Below are 23,042 nucleotides of genomic sequence, written 5' to 3' on the forward strand. Positions count from 1 at the left end.
CTCAAACATTAACTTTGAACTTGCCCGACGTCTGCAAATTGGGCAGCGCCGCGCAACTTCGGGGAGAATCGGTCAGTCGCCCATCCCTGAATACGGCAAGCAAAGATCCGTTTGCCGTCCAGCCTTTCGGTCATCGGACCAGAAAAGCAGGCCGCTTCCGTTGCTCCAGTTTCCGCCATGGCCCGGTTTCGGATGGCGCCCTGCAGCGCGCGAAGGAGGTCTGCCTGAACAAGCAAAAGGGCCGACCCGCAGGTGGTCGGCCCCTTTGTGACGCGCTCGTCACATGGACAGCGTGTGTCAGCCGCCCTTGAGACGCTGCATCAGGTAGATCTCGTTCTCAGGCGTGACCTGCTGATGACGGGAGGTGGTCATTTCACCGTCGATGACGACGGAGACGCCCGCATCCAGCACGGGTTTGACGCCCGGATGCGCCGTCGCCACCGCATCCAGTGCCTCGCCCACCGTCGAGGCCTCGACCTCGACCGCTTCGGCGCCGTCAGTCAGACGCCGCAGGCCGGACCACAGGTGGACCGTGACCTGCGCCATCAGCGCGCCTTCAGCGCCGCGAGGAGCTTCGGCGGGTTGATCGGAAGATGCGTCATGCGCACCCCCACCGCGTCCGCGATGGCGTTGGCGATGGCCGGCAGCGGCGGGGTGATGCCCGTCTCGCCCACACCGCGCACACCGAACGGGTGGCCGGGGTTCGGCACTTCGACGATGACCGTGTCGATCATCGGCAGGTCGGAGGCCACCGGCACGCGGTAGTCGAGGAACACCGGGTTCGCCAGCCGGCCCTTGTCGTCGTAGACGTATTCCTCGTTCAGCGCCCAGCCGATGCCCTGCGCCGCGCCGCCCTGGTACTGGCCCTCGACGTAGGACGGGTGGATCGCCCTCCCTGCGTCCTGCACGACGAGATAGCGCAGGATCGTCACGCGCCCGGTTTCCGGATCGACCTCCAGATCGACGGCATGCGCCCCGAACGAGGCGCCGACACCGTCCGGCACCGATTCATGGTGACCGGAGATCGGACCGCCGGTGCTGCCCATGTTGCCCGCGATTTCCTTGATCGTCATCGGGGGGAACTTGCCCGCGTTGGGACCTGCGGGCTGGGCGGCACCGTCCACCCATTCCACCGCGTCCTCGTCGATGCCCCATTCGGCAGCGGCGCGGCGGCACATCTCCTTGATGGCATGGCCCGTGGCCTCCACCGCGGCCTTGCCGGTCGCAAAGGTGGCGCGGCTGCCGTGGGTCGGCTCGTTCACGCCAAGCGCGCCGGTCTCCACCACGTTGACGCGCACGTCCTCGTAGGGGATGCCCAGCGTCTCCGCGACCATCAGCGCGACGGAGGCCCGGCTGCCGCCGATGTCCGGCGTGCCGATCGACACCTGCGCGGTGCCGTCCTCGCCGATCGCCATCGACACGGAGGTTTCGCCGTTGTGGTTGAACCAGTAGCCCACGGCAATGCCGCGGCCCTGGTTCTCGCCCAGCTCCGCCTTCAGGTTCGGGTGGTCCTTCAGCGCGTCCAGCACCTCCACCAGACCGATTGAGCCGAACTTGGGCCCGTAGGACGACTTGTCCCCGGACCGCACGGCGTTGGTTTCGCGGACGGCGATGGGGTCCAGACCCAGCTCGGCGGCCATCTCGTCGACAAGGCTCTCGACGGCGAAGGCGGCCATGGGCGACCCCGGTGCACGGTAGGCCGCACATTTCGGACGGTTCGCCAGCACGTCGTAGCCGATGTGCTGGACGTTCTCGAGCTTGTAGCCCGCGAAGGCACAATAGAGCGCCATGTCCACAGGCGCGCCCGGGAAGGCGCCGCCCTGCATCCGGAACTCCGCCCGGGCCCCGGTGATGGTGCCGTCCTTCTTCATGCCTATCTTGACGTCCATCGACGCCGAGGCGGTCGGCCCCGTGGCGCGCAGCACCTCGGACCGGCTCATGACGATCTTGACCGGACGCCCGCCCGCCTTGCGCGACAGCGCCAGCGACAGCGGCTCCATGAAGATCGTGGTCTTGCCGCCGAAGCCGCCACCGATTTCTGACGGAGTCACGCGCAGCTGCGAGACCTCGACGCCCAGAACGGCGGTGCACATCTTGCGGATGAACCACTGGCCCTGCGTGCAAACCCACATCTCGCCCTTGTCGTCGCGGCCCATCTGGCCGACGCAGGCGTGCGGCTCGATGTACCCTTGGTGCGTCGCCTCGGTCTTGTAGGACTTCTCCCGTACGAGGTCGGCGTCGGCAAAGCCCTTCTCGACGTCGCCGTGCCCGAACTCGATGTACTTGACCACGTTGGGATGCAGCCCTTCGGGAACGGTCGGATCGGCGGCGCCCTCGCGGATCACCGGCGCGCCCTCGGCCATCGCGTCGTCCACGTCGATGACATGCGGCAGGACCTCGTATTCGACCTCGACCAGCCGTGCGGCATCTTCGGCGATCAGCTTTGACGTGGCGGCCACCGCGGCAACGGCGTGCCCGTCATACAGGGCCTTCTCACCCGCGATGGTGTTTTCCTGAAGGTCCCAGTCCTCGCCGGTCAGTCCGGTGGGGAAGTCGGCGCGGGTCACCACGGCCTTCACCCCTTCCATCGCGAGCGCCTTGGTCGCGTCGATCTTCACGATCTTCGCATGGGCATGGGGCGACCGCACGACCGCGCCCCATAGCATTCCCGGCAGAGAGAAGTCTGCGCCGTACCGCGCCCGACCCGTCACCTTGTCGAGACCGTCGGGACGGTCAGGACGCGTGCCGACCAGCTTGAATTCGTTCAATCCGTCTTTCGCCATCACGCCACCTCCTGACGCATTTCAGCCGCCGCATCCATCACGGCGCGCACGATCTTGTCGTAGCCGGTACAGCGGCACAGGTTGCCCGCCAGCCAGTACCGCACTTCTTCCTCGGTCGGGTCCGCGTTCTTCGCCAGCAGCGACTTTGCAGCGACGAGGATGCCCGGCGTGCAGAACCCGCACTGCAGCGCCGCGTGTTCGATGAACTTGCGCTGCAGCGGATGCAGCTCGTCGTCTGATGCCATGCCTTCGATGGTGGATACGGACTTGCCGTCCGCCTCCACGCCCAGCACCAGGCAGGAGCACACCAGTGTCCCGTCCAGCTCGACGCTGCAGGCGCCGCAGTCACCCGTCCCGCAGCCTTCCTTGGAGCCGGTCAGCCCCACCTTGTCGCGCAGGCAGTCCAGCAGCGTTTCACGCGGGTCGGCGAGGAATTCGACCGGATCGCCGTTGATCGTCGTTGTCACATGGATCTTGCTCATGCCTGTTCTCCTTTCGCGCGGGCGTAGGCGATGCGCGCGGCGCGCTTCGCAAGGACACCCGCGACGTCGACGCGGAACTCCGTGGTCCCGCGCTTGTCACTGATCGGTTTGGCCGCGCCCCGGGCCGCGGCTTCGAGCGCGGCGATGGCGTCGTCGTCGAGCGTCGTGCCGATGATCGCCTCTGCCGCCTCAGGCACGAGGATCACCGTGGGCGCCACGGCCCCCAGCGCGATGCGCGCCGATTTCACCTTGTCACCGTCGAGGGTCAGGTTGACCGCGCAGCCGACCACGGCGATGTCCATCTCTGTCCGCGGGATGAACCGCAGGTAGGCGTCGCCGCCGTGCTGTCCCCGCGCCGGAAGCAGGATCGCGCTGATCAGCTCGCCCTTGCCGAGGTTCGTCTTGCCGGGGCCGGCGGGGATCTCTTCTACCGACATTGTACGCGTGCCGTCGGGACCGGTGATTTCGACCGTCGCACCGGCGGCCACGAGGCCCGGTACCGAATCCGCCGCGGGCGACCCGTTGCACAGGTTTCCCGCAAGCGTCGCGCGGCCCTGGATCTGGGTCGATCCCACCAGTTCCATGCCTCCGACCACGCCGGGCCAGTCACCCTTCAACCCCGCATGTGCGCCAAGCGCGATGCCGGGCACCGCAACCCCGATGCGCCAACCACCGTCGTCCGTGGGAGTGATCTCGCTGACGCCGGGGATATTCTTGAGGTCGATCAGGTCGTCCGGCTGCACCATGCCCGCACGCATCTGCACAAGGACGTCCGTCCCGCCGGCAAGGAACCGCGTCAGCCCGGAAGCCCCCGCGGCAATGCCCGCGGCGTCCGTGAAACTGGTGGGACTGTGATATCGCATGTGACCTCCTTGCGTATGGCGGCGGGCGTCCGATCCGCCCGATTCATATCTGCCCCGAAACCGGGTGTTTGCGCCACCCCCTCCGGCCCGCCTTCTCAACGTGTATCGCATGATCAGAGCGGCCGGCCGGGGGCGTCGAACGCGCACAGAACGCGTCGCGTGACCCGGCATAGGTTGAGCACCGATCCCGACCGCCTGCAAACCCTTTATGCTGCAATGGACGGGCATACCGGTCTCCCGCCGTCGCGAAAATGTCCGGACCTGACGGTTTCACACTGGAATCTCCCGTCACAGCAGTTAATTTGGCCGCGTTCTCAGGGCGGGGTGAAATTCCCCACCGGCGGTGACAGCCCGCGAGCGCCCCTCCTTTCGGAGGGGGTCAAGCAGATCCGGTGGAACTCCGGGGCCGACGGTTAAAGTCCGGATGGAAGAGACGCGACGGACGGGACCTGACGGTTCCGTACGGCCGTAAGCCTTGGGACCTTTTGTATCAAACGGAGGGTTCCGACATGACTGACTTCTCAAACAAACGCATCGCCTTCATTCGCGCGCGCTGGCACGCCGACATCGTCGACCGGGCGCACGAGGGTTTTCTGGCCGAGGCCAGGACGCAGCTTCCCGGCGCACAGGTGGATGCCTATGACGTGCCCGGCGCCTTCGAGATGCCGCTGCTGGCAAAGCGGCTGGCCAAGACCGGGCGCTACGACGCGGTGGTCGCTGCGGCCTTCGTCGTCGACGGCGGCATCTACCGGCATGACTTCGTGGCCGACGCCGTGGTCAAGGGGCTGATGGAGGCGCAGATGCAGACCGATGTGCCTGTGTTCAGCGTGTCGCTGACGCCCCACAACTACCAGGAGACGGAGCTGCTGACCGGCTTCTACCAGGAGCACTTCGTGACCAAGGGTGCGGAAGCGGCGCGCGCGGTGCGTGGTGTGTTCGACATCGCCCTCCCCCGTCCCGAACTTGCCGTGGTGAACGGCTGACAAACCCGGCTCCCGGCGTTTGGCCGGGAGCTCACGTCGGATCGATGCCGGGCAAAGATGTCTCCGAATTCGACCTCGTGGGCCGCGGCAACCGCCGTCTGGCCGGCCCGCACGAAACATCCCCCTTCTTCAGCCCGGCGTGATATGGGCCCCGCGACGGGTCACACCCCTGCCCGTTTGCCTGCGACCGGAGTGCACATGCTGACCCTGCCCGACGACACGCTTTCCAGCGCCCCAATCCTGCCCGCCTGCCTGCCGGAGAACGGCGTGGGGCGGATCGTCAACGCCCTTGCCCACGCCCTGCCCGCCATCGCCGCGCGCCTTGCGGCCGGCCGGTTGCCGGGCGATCCGGCGGCTCTGGTCGGGACCAACGACAGCGGCGATGCGCAAAAGGCGCTGGACGTGGGCGCCCATGATCACATCCTCGCCGAGCTGCGCGGATGCGGCGTCCGCCACCTGTTGTCGGAAGAGGCGGTGGCGGTCGAAACCCTCGACCCTGATGGCGGGTACGATATCGCCATCGACCCCATAGACGGCTCCGGCTCCATCGGAATCGGCGCGCCGCTGGGTATGCTGTTTGTCATCTACCCGACCGGCCCGGTGACCTTCGCCCGCCCCGGTTCCGAGGCCGTGGCCTCCGGCTATGCCTCCTTCGGGCATTCGCTGGACTTCGGGTATACGCTTGGCAAAGGCATACAGGTCTTCACCTTCGACGGGCAGGACTTCCGCGAAGCGGCACGTGACCTGAGGATCAAACCCACCACCTCGACCATCGCCTACAACGCCTCGAACGAGCGTCACTGGCCCGAGGGCCTGCAAGCCTGGGCACGGGATCTGCGGCTTGGCAAGGACGGGCCGCGCGGGCGCGACTTCAACATGCGCTGGCTGGCCGCCGCCGTGGGCGAACTGCACCGCATCGTCCTGCAGGGCGGCGCGTTCCTGTACCCCGCCGACCGGAGGAAGGGCTACGAGAACGGACGCCTGCGCCTGGCCTACGAGGCCGTCCCAATCGCCTTTCTCATGGAAGCCGCGGGCGGCGGCAAGGCCACCGATGGCACGCGCCGCATCCTCGACCTCGTCCCCGCCGATCCGCATGAAAACGTGCCGCTCGTTTTTGGCGCAGCGGAAGAGGTGGACATCATCGGCCGCTATCTGGAGACGTGACAACCGCGACCGTTTCGAACCATTGAACGCGGGATAGCGCCCGCAGCAGCCGCCGGTCAGCCCCCCGCGGCGCGTCCGGCGGGGATGGCGTTCCAGTAGCCGTCATGGATCACGCGGCCCATGGCCTCTCGCGCGGCGTCCGGGGTGCCAGAGGCGATGGCCGCGACGATGGCCCGGTGATGTTCGGCCACGCTTTCGCGCCGGTCGGCATAGTCTCGGTTCGACTCCGACATGAACAGCGAATAGAGCGCCGTCTGCACGAGGTCGCCCAGCGACTGCAGGAACCGGTTGCCCGACATTTTCAGGACCTGCTTGTGAAAGGCGTAATCGGCCAGCGCGAAATCCGCCCGGCTGGTGGCCGCGGCGATCTGGTCGCACAGGCGATAGAGCTCCTCGCACCCCAGTTGGTTGACCCGCCCGGCGGCCTGCGCCGCGGCGGCGGGTTCGAAGATCATCCGGATCTCGAACAGTTCCTCGTAGAACCGGGTCGGGTTCTTCACCGCCGCATGCCAGCGCATCACGTCCTGGTCGAACATGTTCCATTCGTCGGCGGGCCGCACATGCGTGCCGACCTTGGCCTTGGACTGGATCAGGCCCTTCGCGATCAGGGTCTTCTTTGCCTCGCGCACGACGGTCCGCGACACGCCGAACATCTCGCACAGGTCGGGATCGAGCGGGATCATGGTGTCCGCCGGGTATTCCCCGGCGACGATGGCCCGGCCAAGCTGTTCCACCACGAAGGCCGTGTGGTTCGACGCGCGCTCCGCCCCGCCCCCGGCCTGCATCAGGGTCATGAGAGAGCGGCGGAGCCAGTCGCTGTTCGTCGTCTTGCCCGGGTCGCCTTTGCCTGCGTTGCCCACGTCAGTCCTTTCTGCAGGAGGATGAATGCGAACAGCAGCCCTCCGATCACGATCTTGGTCCACCAGCTCGACAGCGTTCCGTCGAACACGATGTAGGTCTGGATCAGCCCCATGATGAGGATGCCGAAGAACGTCCCCCCCACAAAGCCGTATCCCCCGGTCAGCAGCGTGCCCCCGATCACCACCGCCGCGATGGCATCCAGTTCCACGCCCACCGTCGCGAGTGAGTACCCGGCGGATGTATAGAGCGAGAAGACGATGCCAGACAGCCCCGCTAGGCACCCCGATGTCGCATATATGCCGACGGTGGTCAGCGCCTGCGGAACGCCCATCAGCCGCGCCGCCTGCTCTCCTCCGCCAAGCGCATAAACGTTCTGGCCGAAGCGGGTGCGGTGCGCGACGATTATGCCGACGATGAAGGTCAGGACCATGACGCCGCCGATCAGCCGAAACCGCCCGCCACCGGGCGCCTTCCAGTAGAGGCCCTGCAACGTGTCGTAGAACTCGTGCGTGATCGGCACGCTTTCGGTCGACAGGACATAGGCGGCGCCACGGGCCAGGAACATGCCCGCCAGCGTGACGATGAACGGCGGCATCTCGAGGTAGTGGATCGTGGCCCCCATGGCCGCGCCGAACCCGGTCGTGATGCACAGCACGAGCACGAAGGCCACCAGCGGGTGCATGGAGGTGTCGCGCAGGACGACGGCGAGGAAGACGCCGGTGAAGGCGATCACCGACCCGATGGACAGGTCGATCCCGCCCGAAAGGATGACGAAGGTCATCCCCACCGCCGCGATCCCGAGGAAAGCGTTGTCGGTCAGCAGGTTTGACATCACCCGTGTCGAGAGCATCGCCGGATAGGCCGCGGCGCAGAGCGCATAGGCCAGGACGAAGGTGGCAAGCGTCACCAGCAGGGGCAGATGGGTGGAACGGATCATCGCGCCGCCTCCTTTTCGGGTATTGCGGGCCGGTCGGGCTGCGGTTGCGGCCCGGACGCGCGCAGGATGTAGACCAGGTTGCCGATCCGCGGCGACTGGATGACCAGGATGCAGAGGATCAGCACCGCCTTGATCACGAGGTTGAACTCCGGCGGCATGCCCGAAAGCAGGATGACCGAGTTGACGGACTGGATGATCAGCGCCCCGATCAGCGAGGCGAGGATCGAGAACCGCCCGCCCAGAAGGGAGTTGCCGCCGATGACCACCGCAAGGATCGCGTCCAGCTCCAGCCAGAGACCGGCGTTGTTCGCGTCGGCGCCCTTGATGTCGGCGGCGACGATCACCCCCGCCAGCGCGGCGCAGAGGCCGGACACCGTGTAGACGCAGATCAGCAGGACACGGCTGTTGATCCCGGCCAGCCGCGAGGATCGTTCGTTGATCCCGATGGCCTCGATCAGCATCCCCAGCGCCGTCTTGCGCACGGCCCAGGCGACCAGCAGGCCCAGCGACACCCAAATGAGGATCGGCGTGGGGATGCCTGCGACGACGCCCGCGCCAAGGTGGATCAGACCGGGATCGGAGAAGGTCAGGATCTTCCCTTCGGTGACAAGCTGCGCGATGCCGCGCCCGGCCACCATCAGGACCAGCGTCGCGACGATGGGCTGGATCCGCAGCACCGCGACAAGGAACCCGTTCCACAGACCGCAGATCCCGCCAGCGCCGAGCGCGGCCAGAAGCGCCGTGACCCAGCCATGCCCGTTGACCACCATCGACGCCGCCACTGCGCCCGCGATGGCCATGACCGCACCCACTGACAGGTCGATGCCGCGCGTCGCGATGACCAGCGTCATGCCGATGCACAACAGCGCAACCGGCGCACCCCGGTTCAGCACGTCGACGATGTTGCCGAACAGGCGCCCGTTGCGGAAGTCGATGTGGAAGAACTCCGGGAAGACCAGCACGTTCAGAGCCAGCGCCGCGGCGAGGATCAGCAACTGCGGCATCACCCGTTTCAGTGTCGAGGGTTTCGGTCCCATCAGGCAGCCTCTCCTTCGTCCGCGATCGCCCGCACGATGTTTTCGGGCGTGATCGCGTCGCCCTTCAGTTCCGAGACCTGCTGCCGGTCGCGCAGCACCACGACGCGGGTGCTGTAGGCCACCAGTTCCTCCAGCTCGGACGAGGCGACCAGAAGGGCCATGCCGTCCGCGCGCAACTGCTCGATCAGGGCGATGATCTCGGCATGGGCGCCCACGTCGATGCCGCGCGTGGGTTCGTCGAGGATGAGGAAATCGGGATTGGTCGCCAGCCAGCGCGCGAGCAGCGCCTTCTGCTGGTTGCCGCCCGACAACAGCCGGATCGGCATATCGAGAGAGGCCAGCCGGATGTCCAGCGCCCGCACATAGCTCTCGGCGATCTCGTTGATCTTGGCGCGCGGAATCGGCCGCATCCAGCCCTGCCGCGCCTGCAGCGCAAGGATGATGTTGTCCCGCACGGACAGGTCGCCGACGATGCCGTCCACCTTGCGGTCCTCCGGACAAAGGGCAAAGCGATGGGCGATGGCGTCTCGCGGCCGCGACACGGAAATCTCCTTGTCCCGCAGCAGGATACGTCCCTGGTCGGCCTGCACCGCACCGAAGATCAGGTTACACGTTTCGGTCCGGCCCGAACCCAGCAGACCTGCCAGACCGACCACCTCGCCTTCCCGGATGTTCAGCGAGAACGGCTCGATCATGCCGCGCTTCGCCAGCCCGTCGATGGCGACAAGACCCTTGCCCGCCGGGCCGACCTCATGGCGTTTGACCCGCGCCTCCAACTGGCGGCCCAGCATCATCGTGATGACATCGCGCGGCGATACTTCGGACAGCTTCACCGTGCCCACGACGCGGCCGTTCCGTAGAACCGTCGCACGATCCGATATCTCGAAGACCTGGTCGAGGAAGTGCGTGATGAAGACCACCGCCAGCCCGCGTGCCGTCAGTTGCCGGATCACACCGAAGAGCAGTTGAACCTCGTCCCGGTCGAGGCTGGCCGTCGGTTCGTCGAGGATCAGCACCTTGCCCGACATCTCGACCGCGCGGGCGATTGCGATGACCTGCTGGATGGCGACCGAATAGGCGGTCAGCGGTTCGCCGGGGTCGACGTCCAGACCATAACCCGCCAGAACCTCCTGCGCCTCGCGGTTCATCCGCCGCCGCGCGACAAATCCCAGGCGCATCGGCTGGCGCCCGAGGAACAGGTTCTCGGCCACGGTCAGGTTGGGCAGCAGGTTGACCTCCTGGTAGACCGTGCCGATGCCCAGTTTCTGGCTGTCGGCGGTGGACTGCGGCTCGACCGCCTGCCCGTCCAGTTCGATCACTCCCGCGTCGCGCCGGTAAGCGCCGGTCAGGCACTTGATCAGCGTCGATTTTCCGGCCCCGTTCTCGCCCAGCAGTGCATGCACCTCGCCGGGCCTCAGCGCGAGGTCCACATCGTCGAGCGCGATGGTGCCGGGGAAGAACTTGGATACCCCGCGCGCCCGCAGCACCGGGCGATCATCGGGTGTCAACGTGTCTTTCATGGGAAAACCTTACCGGCGGTGCCGGGATCTGCCTAAGGAAATGCCGCCGGGCCAGTGATCGGCCCGGCGGACAAGGGAGAGCGCGCCCGCTCTCCGGAGGAGTCAGTAACCCAGGTCTTTCTTCATTTCGTAGATCGCCTGGTTGTCGTCTTCGCTGGTGAACAGCTTGGATTCGGTCTGAATCCATTTCTCCGGCTCGGTGCCGTCGGCCAGGTAGGCCTCCAGCGCGTCGAGCGCGGGTCCGGCCATGTTCGGCGTCAGCTCGATGGTGGCGTTCATCTCGCCCTCGGCAATCGCCTTGTGCGCATCCGGCACCGCGTCGATGGCGACGATCTTGATGTCCTCGCCCGGCTTCAGGCCGGCTTCCTTGATCGCCTGGATCGCGCCGACGGCCATGTCATCGTTGTGGGCGTAAAGCGCGCAGATGTTCTCTCCGCCCTCGGCCTTCAGGAAGCTCTCCATGACGACCTTGCCCTGCGCGCGGGTGAAATCGCCCGTCTGGCTGCGCACGATCTGCAGGTTGTCATGGCCGGCGATGCCTTCCTCGAACCCCTTCTTGCGGTCGATGGCGGGAGACGAACCGGTGGTGCCCTGCAGTTCGACGATGCGGCACTCCTCGTCGCCCATCTCGCTCACCAGCCATTCACCGGCAACGCGACCCTCGTGCACGAGGTCGGAGGTCACGGCGGTCAGGTAGAGCGACTTGTCGGCATCCACGGTGCGGTCGAGCAGGACGACCGGGATGTCCGCGTCCTTCGCCTCTTCCAGCACCTCGTCCCAGCCGGTGGCGACCACGGGGGCCACGAGGATCGCGTCGACGCCCTGCGCGATGAAGCTGCGGATCGCCTTGATCTGGTTCTCCTGCTTCTGCTGCGCGTCGGCAAACTTGAGGTCGATGCCGCGCTTTTCGGCTTCCTGCTTGGTGACGGTGGTCTCTGCCGCGCGCCATCCGGATTCGGAGCCGATCTGGCTGAAACCGATGGTCAGATCTGCGGCCATCGCGGCCAGCGGAGCAATAGCGAGCGTGGACGCCAGTAGCGTTGTCTTGAATGTCATGATGTCCTCCCTGTCGGAGCCTTCTGACGCTCCGTGAATCAATTAAGTATTATTTTATCACTTTTGTAAACCGGTGAGTTTTGGGAGACGAAACGATCCAAGTATGCGCGCATATTCAATGAATTGCGCGCCAACTTTAATCTTTGGGCGCACTGCAGGTGGTGGAGTGATACAGTCCGCTGACCTGTTGGCCAGCCGCGGAGTGCTGCTCTTCGGATGAGTTGTATTTTGCTCGGGTCAAGGTGTCTCTGACAGGCCGAAAACCGATGAAAAATGCTGAATGACACGCAGACAATCACTCCTCCCATACGAGCACTTCTTCCACCGCCCAACACGACGGCAAAGTAGATCGAGAATCACCTCGCCACGCCGAATCCGATGCACAGCAATCGCCGCCGGGAATGGTTCACGCCAGCGCAGCACCACAACGCGCGCCTTGCCACACTTCATCGGATGGATGTTGTCGACCATCCGCAGGATGGTTTCCAACCAGCTAGACACGCCGATGATCTCACCCGGCTGGAGGGTCGCCTCGAGGAAATGCGCCGCCGCTTCACCGATACGGTGGCGCAGACCGAAGGCGAATTAGGGCCGCTGACCTTGTGCCTGAACGCCGCCGGGATCGCCAACGCCAACAGGAACGAGGAGATGGAGGAAGACCAGTACCAGGCCCTCATGGACATCAACATGAAGGGCATCTGGCTGACCTGCCGAGCACAGGGGCGCGCGATGGAATGGGGCGGTCGCGACATCCGGGTCAACACGATCTCTCCGGGCTATACCGCGACGCCGATGAACACCCGGCCCGAGATGGAGCACCAGACCAAGGAGTTCGAAAGCCAGACGCCAATGCAACGCATGGCCAGCGTCGACGAGATGGTCGGCCCCGCGGTCTTCCTTCTGTCTGACGCGTCGTCTTTCGTCACCGGCGCGGACCTGCTGGTGGACGGCGGCTTCTGCTGCTGGTGATGGATACCTTGGGCGGTGGGCGAACAGACGAGGCGCCCTCCGGTGCCGACCGCGCACCAGGCGCATCGCACCTCTGAACGGCCAAGCAGTTTGCCCCGGACTGCAATGTGCCGGGAGCGGGAGGCCGCCTCAAACAAACGCATCCGCATTCAATAATCAGGCGGTCAGGACGGCCGCGGGTCCTGCCCGGCGCGCGTCTGGATCAGAACGAGGTCCGGCTCGCGGCTTTCCGCTCTTACAGTGCGCCCGTTCGGGAGGTCGTTGTCCTCCAGCTTCGCCCGGATTTCTTCTTCGTTCAGCTTGTAGTGCACCCAGCGGCGGCGCAACCGGCGGGCCAGTTCCTCTTCGGGGACGTCGATCATCACGTCCAGGTCGAAGCGCCCCGCCAGACTGTCCCACGGCGCACGGTTCAGCAGCAGGTAGTTGCCCTCGCAGATGATGAGCCGCGCCTCCGTCCCGATCAGCCGCGCCGACCCGCGCGAGATTTCCAGCTCGCGGTCAAAGACCGGGACGGCCACCACCTCCCTGCCCGGCTTCAGCCGGTCCAAAACCGAGGCGAGTCCGCCCACGTCGAAGGTGTCCGGCGCGCCCTTCCACGGGCGGCGGTTCATCGCGTGCAGCACCGCGTCGTCGTAATGAAACCCGTCCATCGGCAGGATCGCGGCGACACCGGGATGGGTGGCTTCGAGCGCCTCGAACAGTTGCTCGACGGTCGTGCTCTTGCCCGAACCCGGCGCGCCCGCGATGGCTACGAACTGCCGTCCCGGGCGATCCAGCAGGGCAAGGGCCTCCGTGCGGAGGCCCTCCATATCGACGGTGCGGGCCATCAGATCAGCCGGTATTGCGCGGCCTTGTTGCGCAGGAACGGCAGGCCCTTCGACATGACCTCGTCGTGATCCTTCGCCACCGGCCGCCAGACGGCAAGGCCGAAGCCCACCTCGGGCGGCATGTTGATGAAGCTCTCCATGGCGAGTCCCCCCTTGAAGTCGATGGCCTTCAGGGTTGCAAAGATCTCGTCCCAGTCGCAAGTGCCTTCACCCGGCGTGCCACGGTCGCTTTCGCTCAGGTGGATGTACTTCAGGTAGTCGCGCGCATCGAGGATGCCGTTGCCGGCACCCTTCTCCTCGATGTTCATGTGGTAGGTGTCGAGGTGGATGAAGATGTTGTCGGAGCCCACCCGCTCGATCATGTCGCGCGCCTGCCAGCCGGTGTTGATGAGGTGGTTCTCGTAGCGGTTCACCGGCTCGATCCCGAAGAGCAGACCGGCCTGTTTCGCATACTTCGACGCCGCATCCAGAACCGTGGCGATGTTGTCGTATTCGCCCTGCGTGGGCCAGGTGCCGGTGCGTTGCCCGATGCCGCCGAAGGTCACGCCCGACAGGGCCTCCGCGCCGCAGGCCTTGGTCTTGTCGATCGACAGCTTCAGGTAGTCGATGGCGCCTTCCGGGTTGACGGAGGCCCAGTACTGCTCCGGCAGGCCAAGCGAGCAGATCGCGCGCAGGCCATTCTTCTCGATCAGCGCGGCGGTGTGTGCGGTGTCGACCTCGGAGGGACGCAGCATCGGGATCTCGATGAAATCGACCCCGTATTCCTTTGCCCCGGCGACGGCGCGTTCGGCGCCCTCGCGGTCCCAGTTCATCGTCCACATGCTTGTGTGTACGCCAAAGCCTTCCATTACGTGTCCTTTCGCGAAAGTCGGAATGCCCGTTTCAGCCGGTCGGATCGCAGAACCATGACGGCGATCAGGAACAGGCCCCAGACGGCGGTTGCAAGATGCTGGTTGGCACCGATCAGGTTCAGCCCGGAGGACAGCACCTGGAGGATGACCAGCGATAGGATGACGGGGGCCACTCGGCCATGCCCGCCGAAAGGGTCGATCCCGCCGAGGAAGCAGGCAAGCACGGTGATCAGCAGCATCGCCTCGCCATGGCCCACGCGGACCGAATTGAACCGCGCCGCCATGAGGATGCCCGCCACGGCGCAGAGGATGCCCGAGAGCGTGTAGATCAGGACCAGAGTGCGCTTGGCGTTGAGGCCCGCGTACTCGGCCGCGCGCATGTTCGATCCGGTCATGTAGACGGAGAAGCCGTGCGGCGTGCGGCGCAGGAGGACGTGCCAGGCCAGCGCGATGACGGCAAACAGGATCAGCGGCACGGGAATGCCCATGAGCGACCCGTGCCCCAGCACATTCATGTAGCCGGGAAAGCCCGAGATGTCGCCGCCGCGGGTCAGGAACTCCCCCAGACCGCGCAGAAAGATCATCATGGCGAGCGAAACGAGGATCGGGTGCGCGCCGATGTAGGCGATGACAAGACCCATGGTCGCCCCCGCTGCTGCACCCACGACCAGCGCCAGCGCGCAGCCGAGGATGAAGGCGGGGATGCCGGCCTCCGCCCCCCCGAACTGCATCAGCGTCCAGGCCAGCGTCAGCCCGCTGATGTTCGCGGTGTAGACGATGGCAAGGTTCAGGCCGCCCGAGACGATGGGCGCCAGCATGGCCAGCGTCAGCAGCCCCAGGAGCGGCATCTGGAACCCCATAGAGCCGAGGTTGGCTGCCGTCAGGAACCGGTCGGAGGCCAAAGCGAAGGCAACCACCAGCGCGGCAAGCATCGCCAGGAGGCCAAGGTTCTCCTTGCCGATCAGAGCCTTGCGGGGCTCTGTTGCAACTTTGGGTGAGGTCGATGCGCGGGCCATCATGCGCGGGCCTCCGTCTTGGACAGACGCAGGACGCGCGTCAGGTCGATGTTCGAGGTCGAGATCGCGATCAGGATCGCCGCGCCGATGATCATCTGGAACGCGAAGGGCGATACGCCAAGCAAGTTAAGGCCGTTCTGCGTGACGGCGACGAACATCACGCCGAGGATGCAGCCGAGGATCGTGCCCTTGCCGCCCCCGAGCCGCGCGCCGCCCAGCACGACCGCCGCCAGCACGTCGAGCTCCCGGCCGTAAAGCGCGTTGGGCACGACCTCCTTCACGATGTTCACTTGGCAGAGGCCGGCGATCCCGGCCATCAGGCCCATCCAGCCAAAGGCGATGCCCTGCATGACTGCGATGTTGACACCGGCCCGACGCGCGCCTTCCGGATTGTCGCCGAAGGCAAAGAGTTGCCGGCCGATGTTGGTGCGCCTGAGCACAACCCAGGTCGCCACCACGCAGCCGATCATGATCCCCACGGGCAGCGTCAGCTCCGACCAGACACCGTTCGCGCCCTCGTGCTCGAAGATGAAGATCCGCGCCGTCCACCAGTCCGGCAGGTTGTAGATGTTGCGCCCACCGGTGAAGAACATCAGCAGCCCGAAGAAGGCGTTGAAGGTGGCGATGGTCACGACGATGGAGATGATGCGGAAGCCGTGGATCAGCCAGGCGTTCAGCAGCCCCAGCAGGATGCCGAGCGATCCGCAGAACAGGAAGCCCAACAGCCAGTTGCCGCCGCCCATGGATATCAGCAGCTTGGCCGCGATGTACTGCACCACCGACGACGCCACGGCGAAGGAGATATCGATCCCCCCCGCGACCAGCACGACCAGCAGGCCCACGGCCCAGATCAGGTTGACCGCGCTGTTGTTCAGCAGCGAGGTGACATTCGGCAGGGTCGCGAATTGCGGCGCGGCCAGCGACAGGCCCACGCAGATAAGCGCCAGCACCACCGCAAGGCGGAGTTCGACCGTGTAGTTACGCATAGATGCGCTCCTCCAGTTCGGGGACGGTGATGGTGCGCGGGTCGACCTCTCCGACGATGCGGCCATTGGCCATGTGCAGGATACGGTCGGCGTTCTGCATGACCTCCGTCACCTCGTCGGAAATCAGCAGGATCGCCAGCCCCTCGTCGGCCAGCGCCCGCACGATGCGGAAGATCCCGGCCCGTGCGCCCACGTCGACACCCACGGTGGGACTGTCGAGGATCAGTAGCCGCGGTTCCGTGGCCAGCCATTTCGCCAGCACGACCTTTTGCTGGTTGCCGCCCGAAAGGGTCGAGATGGCATCCTCCGGCGCACCGATCTTGACACCCAGTTCATTGATCCAGTGGCGGACCAGTTCCGACTTGCGGCTGTCCGAGATCAGCCCGGTTGCAGCCGTCAGCCTCTTCAGGACAGAGATGACCGTGTTGTCCGCGATGCTCTGCTTCTGCAGCAGGCCCAGCGACAGCCGGTCCTCCGACACATAGGCCATGCCGCGCGCGATGGCCTCTCGGATGGAGCGCGGTGCGTACTCCTGCCCGTCCAGCCGCATCCGGCCGCCGTCGGCAGGGCGCATGCCCATCATGACATGCGCCAGTTCCGTCCGCCCCGCGCCGATCAGGCCGGTCAGTCCCAGCACTTCGCCGGCGCGGACCTTCAGTGAGACATCGGTGAATTCGCCGCGTCTGGTCAGACCCTCGCAGGCAAAGACCTCTGCCGTGCCGGGCGCCACGTCGCGGGCCGAGACCGTGTCGTCGATCAGGTGGCCGGTCATCAGCTCGCCCAGCCGGGCCTGCGTCATGCCTTCGGTCGGGTAGACGCCCACGAGGTTGCCGTCGCGCACCACGGTCACGCGTTCGGCGATCTCCAGCACCTCGGCCAGGCGGTGCGAGACGAAGACAACCGCAACCCCATCCGCCGACAGCTTGCGGACGATGTCGAGCAGGCGGTCGGTCTCTGCCTGCGTCAGCGAGGCGGTCGGTTCATCCATGAAGATGAGCCGCGCGTCGTTCATCAGCGCGCGGGCGATTGCCACCACCTGCCGTTGCGCGATGGGCAGATCGCCCAGAGGGGCGCCAAGATCCAGCGTCACGCCGAGCCGAGCAAGAACCGCCCCTGCCCTTGCCGCCATGTCACGGTACTTCACCGGGCGCGGCGCCAGCCCGACCAGATCGTCGAAGGCAATGTTCTCGGCCACGCTCATGTACGGAAACAGCGCAAGGTCCTGCCAGATCACCGAGACACCGCGCGCCCGGGCCTGAACCGGCGTGATCTTCTGGACTTTCTCGCCGAACAGCTCGATCAGTTCGGCGCTCTCGGGACGGTGGACGCCGGTCACCACCTTGATCAGCGTGGACTTGCCGCAGCCGTTCTCTCCGGCAAGGCAATGCACCTCTCCGGCGCGCACCTCGAAATCCACGGCGTTCAGCGCCTGCACCCCGCCAAAGGCCTTGGAGACCTTGTGCAGGCGCAGCGCGAAGCGGTCTGCCTCGGCAGTCATCGTTCACCTCGTCAGGAAAAGGCGCGGGCGGGAACCCGTCGGGTCACCCGCCCGCAGGAGGGAGTGTCAGAGGCCCTTGTCGGCCAGGTCGTCAACGGTTTCCGCGTTGATTTCCAGGAGGTTGTCGGTGATGATGTCCTTGTTCTCGACATCCGGATGCACGACGCCCAAGCCGGGGATCTCCATGCCATCCGCGATCTCTTCACCCTTGGCGAGCATATCGCCCAGCGTGACAAAGACCTCGCCTGCCTGCGCGGGGTTCCACATGTAGCCGCCCGCCAGCACGCCCGAGTGGATCATCTTGCGGCCCTGGCCGGGGGAGAACGGACCCATGACGTGGATCTCGCCGGTCTTGCGACGCTCCTCCACCGCGCGGCCCGCACCGATCGGACCCTGCGATCCGAACGCGAGGAAGCCCTTCAGGTCCGGGTTCGCGGCAATCAGGTCGAGCGCGGTCGAACGGCTGTCGTCCACGTTCTCGGCCACGCCGTAACGCTCGCCGACGATCTCGATGTCGGGGCGGTTTTCCTTCATCCAGGCGATGGCCGCGTCGGCCCAGGCATTGTGCAGCGGCACCGTCAGGGAACCCACGTAGACCGCGTACTTGCCCCCCTCGGGCGTCATGTCGGACAGGAGTTTCGCGTGTGCCTCACCGAAGCCGTCGGCCGAAGCCAGTTCGAAGTTCCAGTCGACGTTTTCCAGCCCCGGCCCCTCGTGGCTGATGACCTTGATGCCCGCGTCGCGCGCCTTTTTCAGCACCGGTTCCAGCGCGGCTTCGTCGTTCGGGACAACGCCGATCACGTCGACGCCCTTGGCAATGAGGTCCTCGATGGCCTGCACCTGCAGCGCCGGGTCGGCGGACACGGGCCCGATCATCTCGGCGGTGACGCCCAGTTCCTCGGCGCGGCGCTTGATGCCGTCTTCCATGGCATTGAACCACGGAATGCCGCCGATCTTCACGACGACGCCCATCGTGGTCTCTGCCGCCGCGCCAGTGGCAAGCCCAACGGTCAGCGCAAGCGCGCTGACGAATCCTGTCAGTTTCTTCATGTCATCCTCCCATGTGGCGCTCTGCGCACCACCTCTCCTGATCTGCGCAATCGGTTGTGCATCGCCGCCGAGAAATTCCACGACCTCAGTTCTTGGGGTCATGGCTGTTTGATCAGCGCGCTGCACAATCGATGTTGCAAACAAATACCGAGTCCGCGCATCCTGTCAACACTTCCTTACGTTCGTTTGCGCAGGTACACGCAACCATATGTCCGACAACCAGAAAAAGACGATCTACGACATCGCGCAGCGGGCGGGCGCCTCGGCCTCCACCGTGTCCGCCGCCCTTAACGGCACATGGAAGAAGCGCCGCATCTCCGAGGCGACCGCAAAGCGCATCATCGAGATCGCCCGCGACCATGGTTATTCCGCCAACCTCCAGGCCCGGGCGCTGCGCACGTCGCGCTCCGGCCTGGTGGCGCTGCTCCTGCCGGAGTACAACCGCTTCTTCTCGCAGATCGCGCAGACATTCTCGCGCGAGGTGCGGGCCCGCAACCTATGCCCCGTCATCATCGCTACCGAGCGGGACCCCGAAGAAGAGCGCAGCACCGTCGCCGACCTGACGTCCTGGGCCATCGACGCGCTGTTCTTCGTCGGCACCGTCGCGCCTGAGGACCTGAGCCGCCAGTGCGAGGCGGCGCGGATCCCCCATGTCTTCGTCGACCAGCCCTGTGCCCTTGCGCCTTCTGTCGTGACCGACAACCGCACCGGCGCGCAGGTTCTGACACGCGAGATCCTCGCCTCGATGACGGCGCTCGGCGGGGTCGGCACCGCGCCGCGCGAAACCATCTATTTCATCGGGGGCAACCGCCACCTGCCCGCCACCGCCAACCGGATCGAAGGCTTCTCGGAGGCGCTCTACTTCCACGTCGGCCGCGTCGATCCCGCGCAGATCATCGCCGAGACCTACGACATCGACGCCGCAACAGAGGCCATTGCCGAGCTTTACGCACGCCTCGGCGGACTTCCGCGAGGACTGTTCATCAACTCCGACTCGGTGTTCGAGGGCGTGCTGCGCTTCCTTGCCACCCTGCCCGAGCACGAACTTGACGCCTGCGCCTTCGGCTGTTTCGACTACGAACCCTTTGGGCAGCTGCTGCGGTTTCCCGTCCACATGATGCGCCAGCGGCACAAGATGCTGGTGCGGCGCGCCTTTGCCCTTCTGGGCGGCGACGGGACGCCGGTCATCGAACAGGTGCAGCCGGAACTCTACCGCGCGCCGGTACGGGACCGTGCCAGCTAGAGCCTGTCGCGCACCTTGTTCAACGGTCCGCGCAGGCTTTGCACGCCGAACCCGATGAGCGCCGCCGCCGGTATCCGTGCAGGCGGGTCATGGGGCCAGAGCCGCGCGCCCTCGTCCCGGTCCACCAGCGTCGCCGCCAGCGCACGTCCCAGCGCCGCCGTTGTCGGCACGCCACGGCCCGAGTAGCCCGCCAACGCCCAAAGTCCGTCATCCAGTTCGAAGATCGCGGGCCGCTGCCTCGCAGAGATACCCACGATGCCGGACCAGTGATGGGTGAACTCCAGCCCTTCCAAGGCCGGGTAGAGCCGCGCGAGCCGCCTGCCCGCCTGCGCGACCGTCGGCCCGCCAAGACGCCCGCGCCGCAGTTCGACCAGCCCGCCGGTGATGATCCGCCCGCTTCCGTCGACGCGGAAGAACATCGGGTCGTGCCTTGTGTCGCTGAAGTTCACGCCCCCCGGAAGAACTCCGCGGCGCTGATCCGGAGTCAGCCGTTCGGAGGCCACGGCATAGGAACGCATGGGAACGAGGCTTTGCCGCAGACGCGCGGGGATCGCCGCGTCGCCGTAGGCGTTGACCGTCAGTCCGACCTTGCGCGCCGTGATGTCTCCGCACGGGGTTTTCAGCAGCCATCCACCGTCTTGTCGCGACAGCGCAGTAAGAGGTGTGCGGACATGCAGCGCCGCGCCCGCCGCCTGTGCCGCCCCGGCAAGGCCGCGCACGTAGGCCAGAGGGTTCAGGTGCCCGCCATCACGGTGCACCCAGCCGCCCAGGTAGCCGGGGATGCCGCTCAGCGCCTCGACCTCTTCCGGCCCAAGAAACGCACCGGCCTTTCCCAGTCGTGCATATTTGGCGTGCGCGGCGCGGGCGCGCTCCAGCCCGGTGGCGTCGTGGGCGGCGTTGAGCCAGCCCTTCTGCACTGGCTCGCAGGCAATCCCCAGCTCGTCGATGGTCTCGAAAACCAGTTGCCCGGAATCGCGCAGCAGCGCAAAGCCCTCCGGCGGCAGGACGGAGTCGTCGAGGTAGCCGAAGACCGGGATACATTGCCCGTGGTTGCGGCCGGAACCGCCGTGACCCACCTCCGCCGCCTCGATCAGCGCGACCGAGACGCCACGCCGCGCCAGCATCAACGCCGAGATGGCACCGCTGAACCCCGCACCAACGAGGGCGACATCCACCTTCAGGCTGCCCTCGAGCGGCTCGGATGCGGGCGCAGGCGGCGCGCTCAGTGCGTAAGGCGTGTCGGTGATCAGGGTCATGCGCCGACCTCCGCCCGGACTGTCCGTCGCAGGGCCCGGGCGAGCCGATCGGCCCAGGCCGCCTGCCCGGCGCGCGTCTCGACCAGATCGTTCGACACCTCCAGCCCCGAGGCGCGCAACCCGGTGCCCCAGGTGTGCCGGTCCACGGTGTAGACGCCGCCGCGGCCCGAATAGGGCTGGTTGTTACCAAGCGTGCCCGCCCCCTCCAACTCGGCCAGCAGGGCCTGCGAGAGCACGGGAGATTCATTCCAGATCGTCCCGGCGTCCCAAGGCCTGCGTTGCCCGTCCATGTGCCGGGTGCAGGTGTGCAGCGCGAAGAAGACCGGATCCTCATGGCGCGCCTGCACCTGCTGCCACAGCCTGTCCAGCGCAATGTGATAGGGCCAGAAGATACCGTCCTGCCGTGCTTCGCGCGCCGCATGCGACAGCTTGTTGCCGGGAATTGGGACGCCCTCCACCTCCGGCAGGATCGACCGCGGATCGGCGATCCAGCGGTTGAGGTCCAGAACCAGGCGGCTCACCGTGCCGAGGATCACCGGCGCATCCAGCCTCTCGGCCAGCATACGGGCCAGCGGCTCGACCCCCAGGTCACAGAAGTGATGCGTACCGCGCCATTCCGGAGCCAGTCCCAGCTCATGCCCCTCCGGCAAGTCGACGCCCGCGTGGTCCACGACGATCAGCCCGGGAAACCGGCCCTCCGGGTTCAGGATCTCATACGGCTCACGCATCGCCCTGTCCGTCCCGGCGCAGCGCCTCGATCCGTTCCAGCCGTTTGCGGGCCGCGTCGCGGTCGCGGGCCACGACCGCGGCGACCAGGGCCTCGACCTGCGCAGTGGCGACCACCTTCGAAGCGAAGGGCGACGGTGAGTCGTCCGGAGACGTCAGCACCGCTTCGGCCAGCTCGGCCACCGGGGAACGCGTGGGGTCGGTCAGCAGCACGATCCGTGCGCCCTGCCCCCGTGCAGCCTGAGCGAAGGCCAGAAGATCCTGCTGGTAGCGGCGGTAATCGAAGATCACCAGCAGATCGCGCGGCCCGATGTCGACCAGCGGGTCGAAGGCAAAGCCAATCGATCTGTCGATCAGCGAAACTTGCGCCCTGATCTGCCCCAGGTGCGCCACCAGCCGCTGCGCGAGGTTGCGGCTGTAGCGCCCGCCAAGCGCCCGGATCGTCAGCTTCGGATCGGCAAGGAGGTCGGCGATGCGGTCGAACTCGGCCGGGATGGCCCGGTCCGCCACACGGCGCAGCGCCTCGGCCTGCATGAGCAATGTGCGGCGGTAGAGGTGTTCGCCAGCGTCCTGCGGCTCGGACGGGGTGGCCATCTGCACGGCCGGGGATCCCAGTTGCCGGTCGAGTTCTTCCATAACCGCCGCCTGGAACTCTGCAAAGCGGAGGAAGCCCAGCTTGTTGAGGTATCGCAACACGGTCGGCCCGCTGACGCCCGCTCGGTTCGCCAGCGCCTCCACCGTGCCCAGGGCGCTCGTCGGGAAGGTCTCGGACAGGGCGGCGGCGACCTTGCGCTCCGCCCCCGATTGTGCGCCGTTGCGCAGACGTGCAAGCAGATCCTGTGAAGATGTCATCGGCGTGTCCCGCATTCCGCCCTGTATGATTTGATACATCTTGACTGACAAAGAATGCTCTCGCAACATGTAATACAGACAC

23 protein-coding genes and 1 riboswitch are annotated in these 23,042 nt (G+C 66.2%); of the genes, 4 read left to right on the top strand and 19 right to left on the bottom strand.

What is annotated here, in order from left to right:
• Positions 1 to 297: 297 nt before the first annotated feature.
• From QNI11_RS10085 to QNI11_RS10100, 4 genes are read right to left on the bottom strand one after another with little or no spacing between them, the layout of a single operon-like run.
• Positions 298 to 546 (bottom strand): MoaD/ThiS family protein, encoded by a 249-nt coding sequence (locus QNI11_RS10085; protein ID WP_283983306.1) that lies wholly within the window; start codon positions 544 to 546, stop codon positions 298 to 300.
• The gene (locus tag QNI11_RS10090; RefSeq protein WP_283983307.1) at positions 546 to 2,783 is read right to left on the bottom strand and encodes a xanthine dehydrogenase family protein molybdopterin-binding subunit; all 2,238 of its coding nucleotides are present in this window, start codon (positions 2,781 to 2,783) and stop codon (positions 546 to 548) included. The genes QNI11_RS10085 and QNI11_RS10090 overlap by 1 nt, the downstream gene beginning before the upstream one ends.
• A complete protein-coding gene (locus tag QNI11_RS10095) occupies positions 2,783 to 3,265 on the bottom strand; it encodes a (2Fe-2S)-binding protein (protein WP_100930586.1) in 483 nt (160 codons plus the stop codon). The genes QNI11_RS10090 and QNI11_RS10095 overlap by 1 nt, the downstream gene beginning before the upstream one ends.
• The gene (locus QNI11_RS10100; protein ID WP_283983308.1) at positions 3,262 to 4,128 is read right to left on the bottom strand and encodes a xanthine dehydrogenase family protein subunit M; all 867 of its coding nucleotides are present in this window, start codon (positions 4,126 to 4,128) and stop codon (positions 3,262 to 3,264) included. The genes QNI11_RS10095 and QNI11_RS10100 overlap by 4 nt, the downstream gene beginning before the upstream one ends.
• Before the next feature lie 306 nt (positions 4,129 to 4,434).
• Positions 4,435 to 4,567: riboswitch (FMN riboswitch) on the top strand.
• 70 nt (positions 4,568 to 4,637) lie between these two features.
• On the opposite strand from QNI11_RS10100, the gene QNI11_RS10105 reads away from it, so the two are divergent.
• A complete protein-coding gene (locus QNI11_RS10105; RefSeq protein ID WP_100930584.1) occupies positions 4,638 to 5,111 on the top strand; it encodes a 6,7-dimethyl-8-ribityllumazine synthase in 474 nt (157 codons plus the stop codon).
• A 198-nt stretch (positions 5,112 to 5,309) separates the two neighbouring features.
• Positions 5,310 to 6,275, top strand: a complete 966-nt coding sequence (locus tag QNI11_RS10110) for a class 1 fructose-1,6-bisphosphatase (protein WP_283983309.1) — start codon at positions 5,310 to 5,312, stop codon at positions 6,273 to 6,275.
• A 56-nt stretch (positions 6,276 to 6,331) separates the two neighbouring features.
• Here QNI11_RS10110 and QNI11_RS10115 read toward each other — a convergent pair whose 3' ends face one another.
• The 6 genes from QNI11_RS10115 to QNI11_RS10140 all read right to left on the bottom strand — a co-directional run bounded on the left by QNI11_RS10115 (position 6,332) and on the right by QNI11_RS10140 (position 12,259).
• Positions 6,332 to 7,135, bottom strand: coding sequence for a FadR/GntR family transcriptional regulator (locus tag QNI11_RS10115; RefSeq protein WP_283983310.1), 804 nt, complete (start codon positions 7,133 to 7,135; stop codon positions 6,332 to 6,334).
• Positions 7,066 to 8,073, bottom strand: coding sequence for a galactofuranose ABC transporter, permease protein YjfF (yjfF, locus tag QNI11_RS10120; protein WP_198521774.1), 1,008 nt, complete (start codon positions 8,071 to 8,073; stop codon positions 7,066 to 7,068). The genes QNI11_RS10115 and yjfF overlap by 70 nt, the downstream gene beginning before the upstream one ends.
• On the bottom strand, positions 8,070 to 9,110 hold the full coding sequence (locus QNI11_RS10125) for an ABC transporter permease (protein WP_100930582.1): 1,041 nt from the start codon (positions 9,108 to 9,110) through the stop codon (positions 8,070 to 8,072). Before QNI11_RS10125 ends, yjfF begins: the two co-directional genes overlap by 4 nt.
• Positions 9,110 to 10,630: a sugar ABC transporter ATP-binding protein gene (locus QNI11_RS10130; protein ID WP_283983311.1), complete on the bottom strand. Its 1,521-nt coding sequence runs from the start codon at positions 10,628 to 10,630 to the stop codon at positions 9,110 to 9,112. The genes QNI11_RS10125 and QNI11_RS10130 overlap by 1 nt, the downstream gene beginning before the upstream one ends.
• A gap of 102 nt (positions 10,631 to 10,732) precedes the next feature.
• On the bottom strand, positions 10,733 to 11,686 hold the full coding sequence (gene ytfQ / locus QNI11_RS10135) for a galactofuranose ABC transporter, galactofuranose-binding protein YtfQ (protein ID WP_100930580.1): 954 nt from the start codon (positions 11,684 to 11,686) through the stop codon (positions 10,733 to 10,735).
• 237 nt (positions 11,687 to 11,923) lie between these two features.
• Complete coding sequence (locus QNI11_RS10140; protein WP_306418230.1) at positions 11,924 to 12,259, bottom strand: sugar-binding domain-containing protein; 336 nt, start codon at positions 12,257 to 12,259, stop codon at positions 11,924 to 11,926.
• Between QNI11_RS10140 and QNI11_RS10145 the strand changes: the two genes are divergently transcribed.
• Complete coding sequence (locus tag QNI11_RS10145) at positions 12,140 to 12,655, top strand: SDR family oxidoreductase (protein ID WP_283983312.1); 516 nt, start codon at positions 12,140 to 12,142, stop codon at positions 12,653 to 12,655. The genes QNI11_RS10140 and QNI11_RS10145 overlap by 120 nt on opposite strands.
• 164 nt (positions 12,656 to 12,819) lie before the next feature.
• On the opposite strand, the gene QNI11_RS10150 is transcribed toward QNI11_RS10145, so the two are convergent.
• From QNI11_RS10150 to QNI11_RS10175, 6 genes are all read right to left on the bottom strand, one after another.
• Entirely contained in the window at positions 12,820 to 13,482 is a 663-nt protein-coding gene (locus QNI11_RS10150) for a nucleoside/nucleotide kinase family protein (protein WP_283983313.1), read from the bottom strand.
• The gene (locus QNI11_RS10155) at positions 13,482 to 14,330 is read right to left on the bottom strand and encodes a sugar phosphate isomerase/epimerase (RefSeq protein WP_306418226.1); all 849 of its coding nucleotides are present in this window, start codon (positions 14,328 to 14,330) and stop codon (positions 13,482 to 13,484) included. The genes QNI11_RS10150 and QNI11_RS10155 overlap by 1 nt, the downstream gene beginning before the upstream one ends.
• Positions 14,330 to 15,352, bottom strand: a complete 1,023-nt coding sequence (locus QNI11_RS10160; protein ID WP_254698227.1) for an ABC transporter permease — start codon at positions 15,350 to 15,352, stop codon at positions 14,330 to 14,332. Before QNI11_RS10160 ends, QNI11_RS10155 begins: the two co-directional genes overlap by 1 nt.
• Positions 15,349 to 16,335, bottom strand: coding sequence for an ABC transporter permease (locus tag QNI11_RS10165; RefSeq protein ID WP_283983315.1), 987 nt, complete (start codon positions 16,333 to 16,335; stop codon positions 15,349 to 15,351). Before QNI11_RS10165 ends, QNI11_RS10160 begins: the two co-directional genes overlap by 4 nt.
• On the bottom strand, positions 16,328 to 17,833 hold the full coding sequence (locus QNI11_RS10170; RefSeq protein WP_283983316.1) for a sugar ABC transporter ATP-binding protein: 1,506 nt from the start codon (positions 17,831 to 17,833) through the stop codon (positions 16,328 to 16,330). Before QNI11_RS10170 ends, QNI11_RS10165 begins: the two co-directional genes overlap by 8 nt.
• A 66-nt stretch (positions 17,834 to 17,899) precedes the next feature.
• Positions 17,900 to 18,883: a substrate-binding domain-containing protein gene (locus QNI11_RS10175; RefSeq protein WP_283983317.1), complete on the bottom strand. Its 984-nt coding sequence runs from the start codon at positions 18,881 to 18,883 to the stop codon at positions 17,900 to 17,902.
• A gap of 208 nt (positions 18,884 to 19,091) precedes the next feature.
• On the opposite strand from QNI11_RS10175, the gene QNI11_RS10180 reads away from it, so the two are divergent.
• Positions 19,092 to 20,126 carry a LacI family DNA-binding transcriptional regulator gene (locus QNI11_RS10180; protein WP_283983318.1) on the top strand — a complete coding sequence of 345 codons (1,035 nt, stop codon included), beginning with the start codon at positions 19,092 to 19,094 and terminating at the stop codon, positions 20,124 to 20,126.
• On the opposite strand, the gene QNI11_RS10185 is transcribed toward QNI11_RS10180, so the two are convergent.
• From QNI11_RS10185 to QNI11_RS10195, 3 genes are read right to left on the bottom strand one after another with little or no spacing between them, the layout of a single operon-like run.
• Positions 20,123 to 21,382 (bottom strand): FAD-binding oxidoreductase, encoded by a 1,260-nt coding sequence (locus QNI11_RS10185; protein ID WP_283983319.1) that lies wholly within the window; start codon positions 21,380 to 21,382, stop codon positions 20,123 to 20,125. The two genes, QNI11_RS10180 and QNI11_RS10185, sit on opposite strands and share 4 nt — an antisense overlap.
• Positions 21,379 to 22,110, bottom strand: a complete 732-nt coding sequence (locus QNI11_RS10190) for an N-formylglutamate amidohydrolase (protein ID WP_283983320.1) — start codon at positions 22,108 to 22,110, stop codon at positions 21,379 to 21,381. Before QNI11_RS10190 ends, QNI11_RS10185 begins: the two co-directional genes overlap by 4 nt.
• Positions 22,103 to 22,960: a MurR/RpiR family transcriptional regulator gene (locus QNI11_RS10195; RefSeq protein WP_283983321.1), complete on the bottom strand. Its 858-nt coding sequence runs from the start codon at positions 22,958 to 22,960 to the stop codon at positions 22,103 to 22,105. The genes QNI11_RS10190 and QNI11_RS10195 overlap by 8 nt, the downstream gene beginning before the upstream one ends.
• Positions 22,961 to 23,042 lie beyond the last annotated feature (82 nt).

Origin of the sequence: Sagittula sp. MA-2 (assembly GCF_030126985.1) — a bacterium.
Taxonomy (GTDB): Bacteria; Pseudomonadota; Alphaproteobacteria; order Rhodobacterales; family Rhodobacteraceae; genus Sagittula.

What these genes read in the sequence shown, in the direction of transcription:
- QNI11_RS10085 (WP_283983306.1), bottom strand. Translation starts at nt 546, where the DNA reads ATGGCGCAGGTCACGGTCCACCTGTGGTCCGGCCTGCGGCGTCTGACT.
- QNI11_RS10090 (WP_283983307.1), bottom strand. Translation starts at nt 2,783, where the DNA reads ATGGCGAAAGACGGATTGAACGAATTCAAGCTGGTCGGCACGCGTCCT.
- QNI11_RS10095 (WP_100930586.1), bottom strand. Translation starts at nt 3,265, where the DNA reads ATGAGCAAGATCCATGTGACAACGACGATCAACGGCGATCCGGTCGAA.
- QNI11_RS10100 (WP_283983308.1), bottom strand. Translation starts at nt 4,128, where the DNA reads ATGCGATATCACAGTCCCACCAGTTTCACGGACGCCGCGGGCATTGCC.
- QNI11_RS10105 (WP_100930584.1), top strand. Translation starts at nt 4,638, where the DNA reads ATGACTGACTTCTCAAACAAACGCATCGCCTTCATTCGCGCGCGCTGG.
- QNI11_RS10110 (WP_283983309.1), top strand. Translation starts at nt 5,310, where the DNA reads ATGCTGACCCTGCCCGACGACACGCTTTCCAGCGCCCCAATCCTGCCC.
- yjfF (WP_198521774.1), bottom strand. Translation starts at nt 8,073, where the DNA reads ATGATCCGTTCCACCCATCTGCCCCTGCTGGTGACGCTTGCCACCTTC.
- QNI11_RS10125 (WP_100930582.1), bottom strand. Translation starts at nt 9,110, where the DNA reads ATGGGACCGAAACCCTCGACACTGAAACGGGTGATGCCGCAGTTGCTG.
- QNI11_RS10130 (WP_283983311.1), bottom strand. Translation starts at nt 10,630, where the DNA reads ATGAAAGACACGTTGACACCCGATGATCGCCCGGTGCTGCGGGCGCGC.
- ytfQ (WP_100930580.1), bottom strand. Translation starts at nt 11,686, where the DNA reads ATGACATTCAAGACAACGCTACTGGCGTCCACGCTCGCTATTGCTCCG.
- QNI11_RS10145 (WP_283983312.1), top strand. Translation starts at nt 12,140, where the DNA reads ATGGATGTTGTCGACCATCCGCAGGATGGTTTCCAACCAGCTAGACAC.
- QNI11_RS10150 (WP_283983313.1), bottom strand. Translation starts at nt 13,482, where the DNA reads ATGGCCCGCACCGTCGATATGGAGGGCCTCCGCACGGAGGCCCTTGCC.
- QNI11_RS10155 (WP_306418226.1), bottom strand. Translation starts at nt 14,330, where the DNA reads ATGGAAGGCTTTGGCGTACACACAAGCATGTGGACGATGAACTGGGAC.
- QNI11_RS10160 (WP_254698227.1), bottom strand. Translation starts at nt 15,352, where the DNA reads ATGATGGCCCGCGCATCGACCTCACCCAAAGTTGCAACAGAGCCCCGC.
- QNI11_RS10165 (WP_283983315.1), bottom strand. Translation starts at nt 16,335, where the DNA reads ATGCGTAACTACACGGTCGAACTCCGCCTTGCGGTGGTGCTGGCGCTT.
- QNI11_RS10170 (WP_283983316.1), bottom strand. Translation starts at nt 17,833, where the DNA reads ATGACTGCCGAGGCAGACCGCTTCGCGCTGCGCCTGCACAAGGTCTCC.
- QNI11_RS10175 (WP_283983317.1), bottom strand. Translation starts at nt 18,883, where the DNA reads ATGAAGAAACTGACAGGATTCGTCAGCGCGCTTGCGCTGACCGTTGGG.
- QNI11_RS10180 (WP_283983318.1), top strand. Translation starts at nt 19,092, where the DNA reads ATGTCCGACAACCAGAAAAAGACGATCTACGACATCGCGCAGCGGGCG.
- QNI11_RS10185 (WP_283983319.1), bottom strand. Translation starts at nt 21,382, where the DNA reads ATGACCCTGATCACCGACACGCCTTACGCACTGAGCGCGCCGCCTGCG.
- QNI11_RS10190 (WP_283983320.1), bottom strand. Translation starts at nt 22,110, where the DNA reads ATGCGTGAGCCGTATGAGATCCTGAACCCGGAGGGCCGGTTTCCCGGG.
- QNI11_RS10195 (WP_283983321.1), bottom strand. Translation starts at nt 22,960, where the DNA reads ATGACATCTTCACAGGATCTGCTTGCACGTCTGCGCAACGGCGCACAA.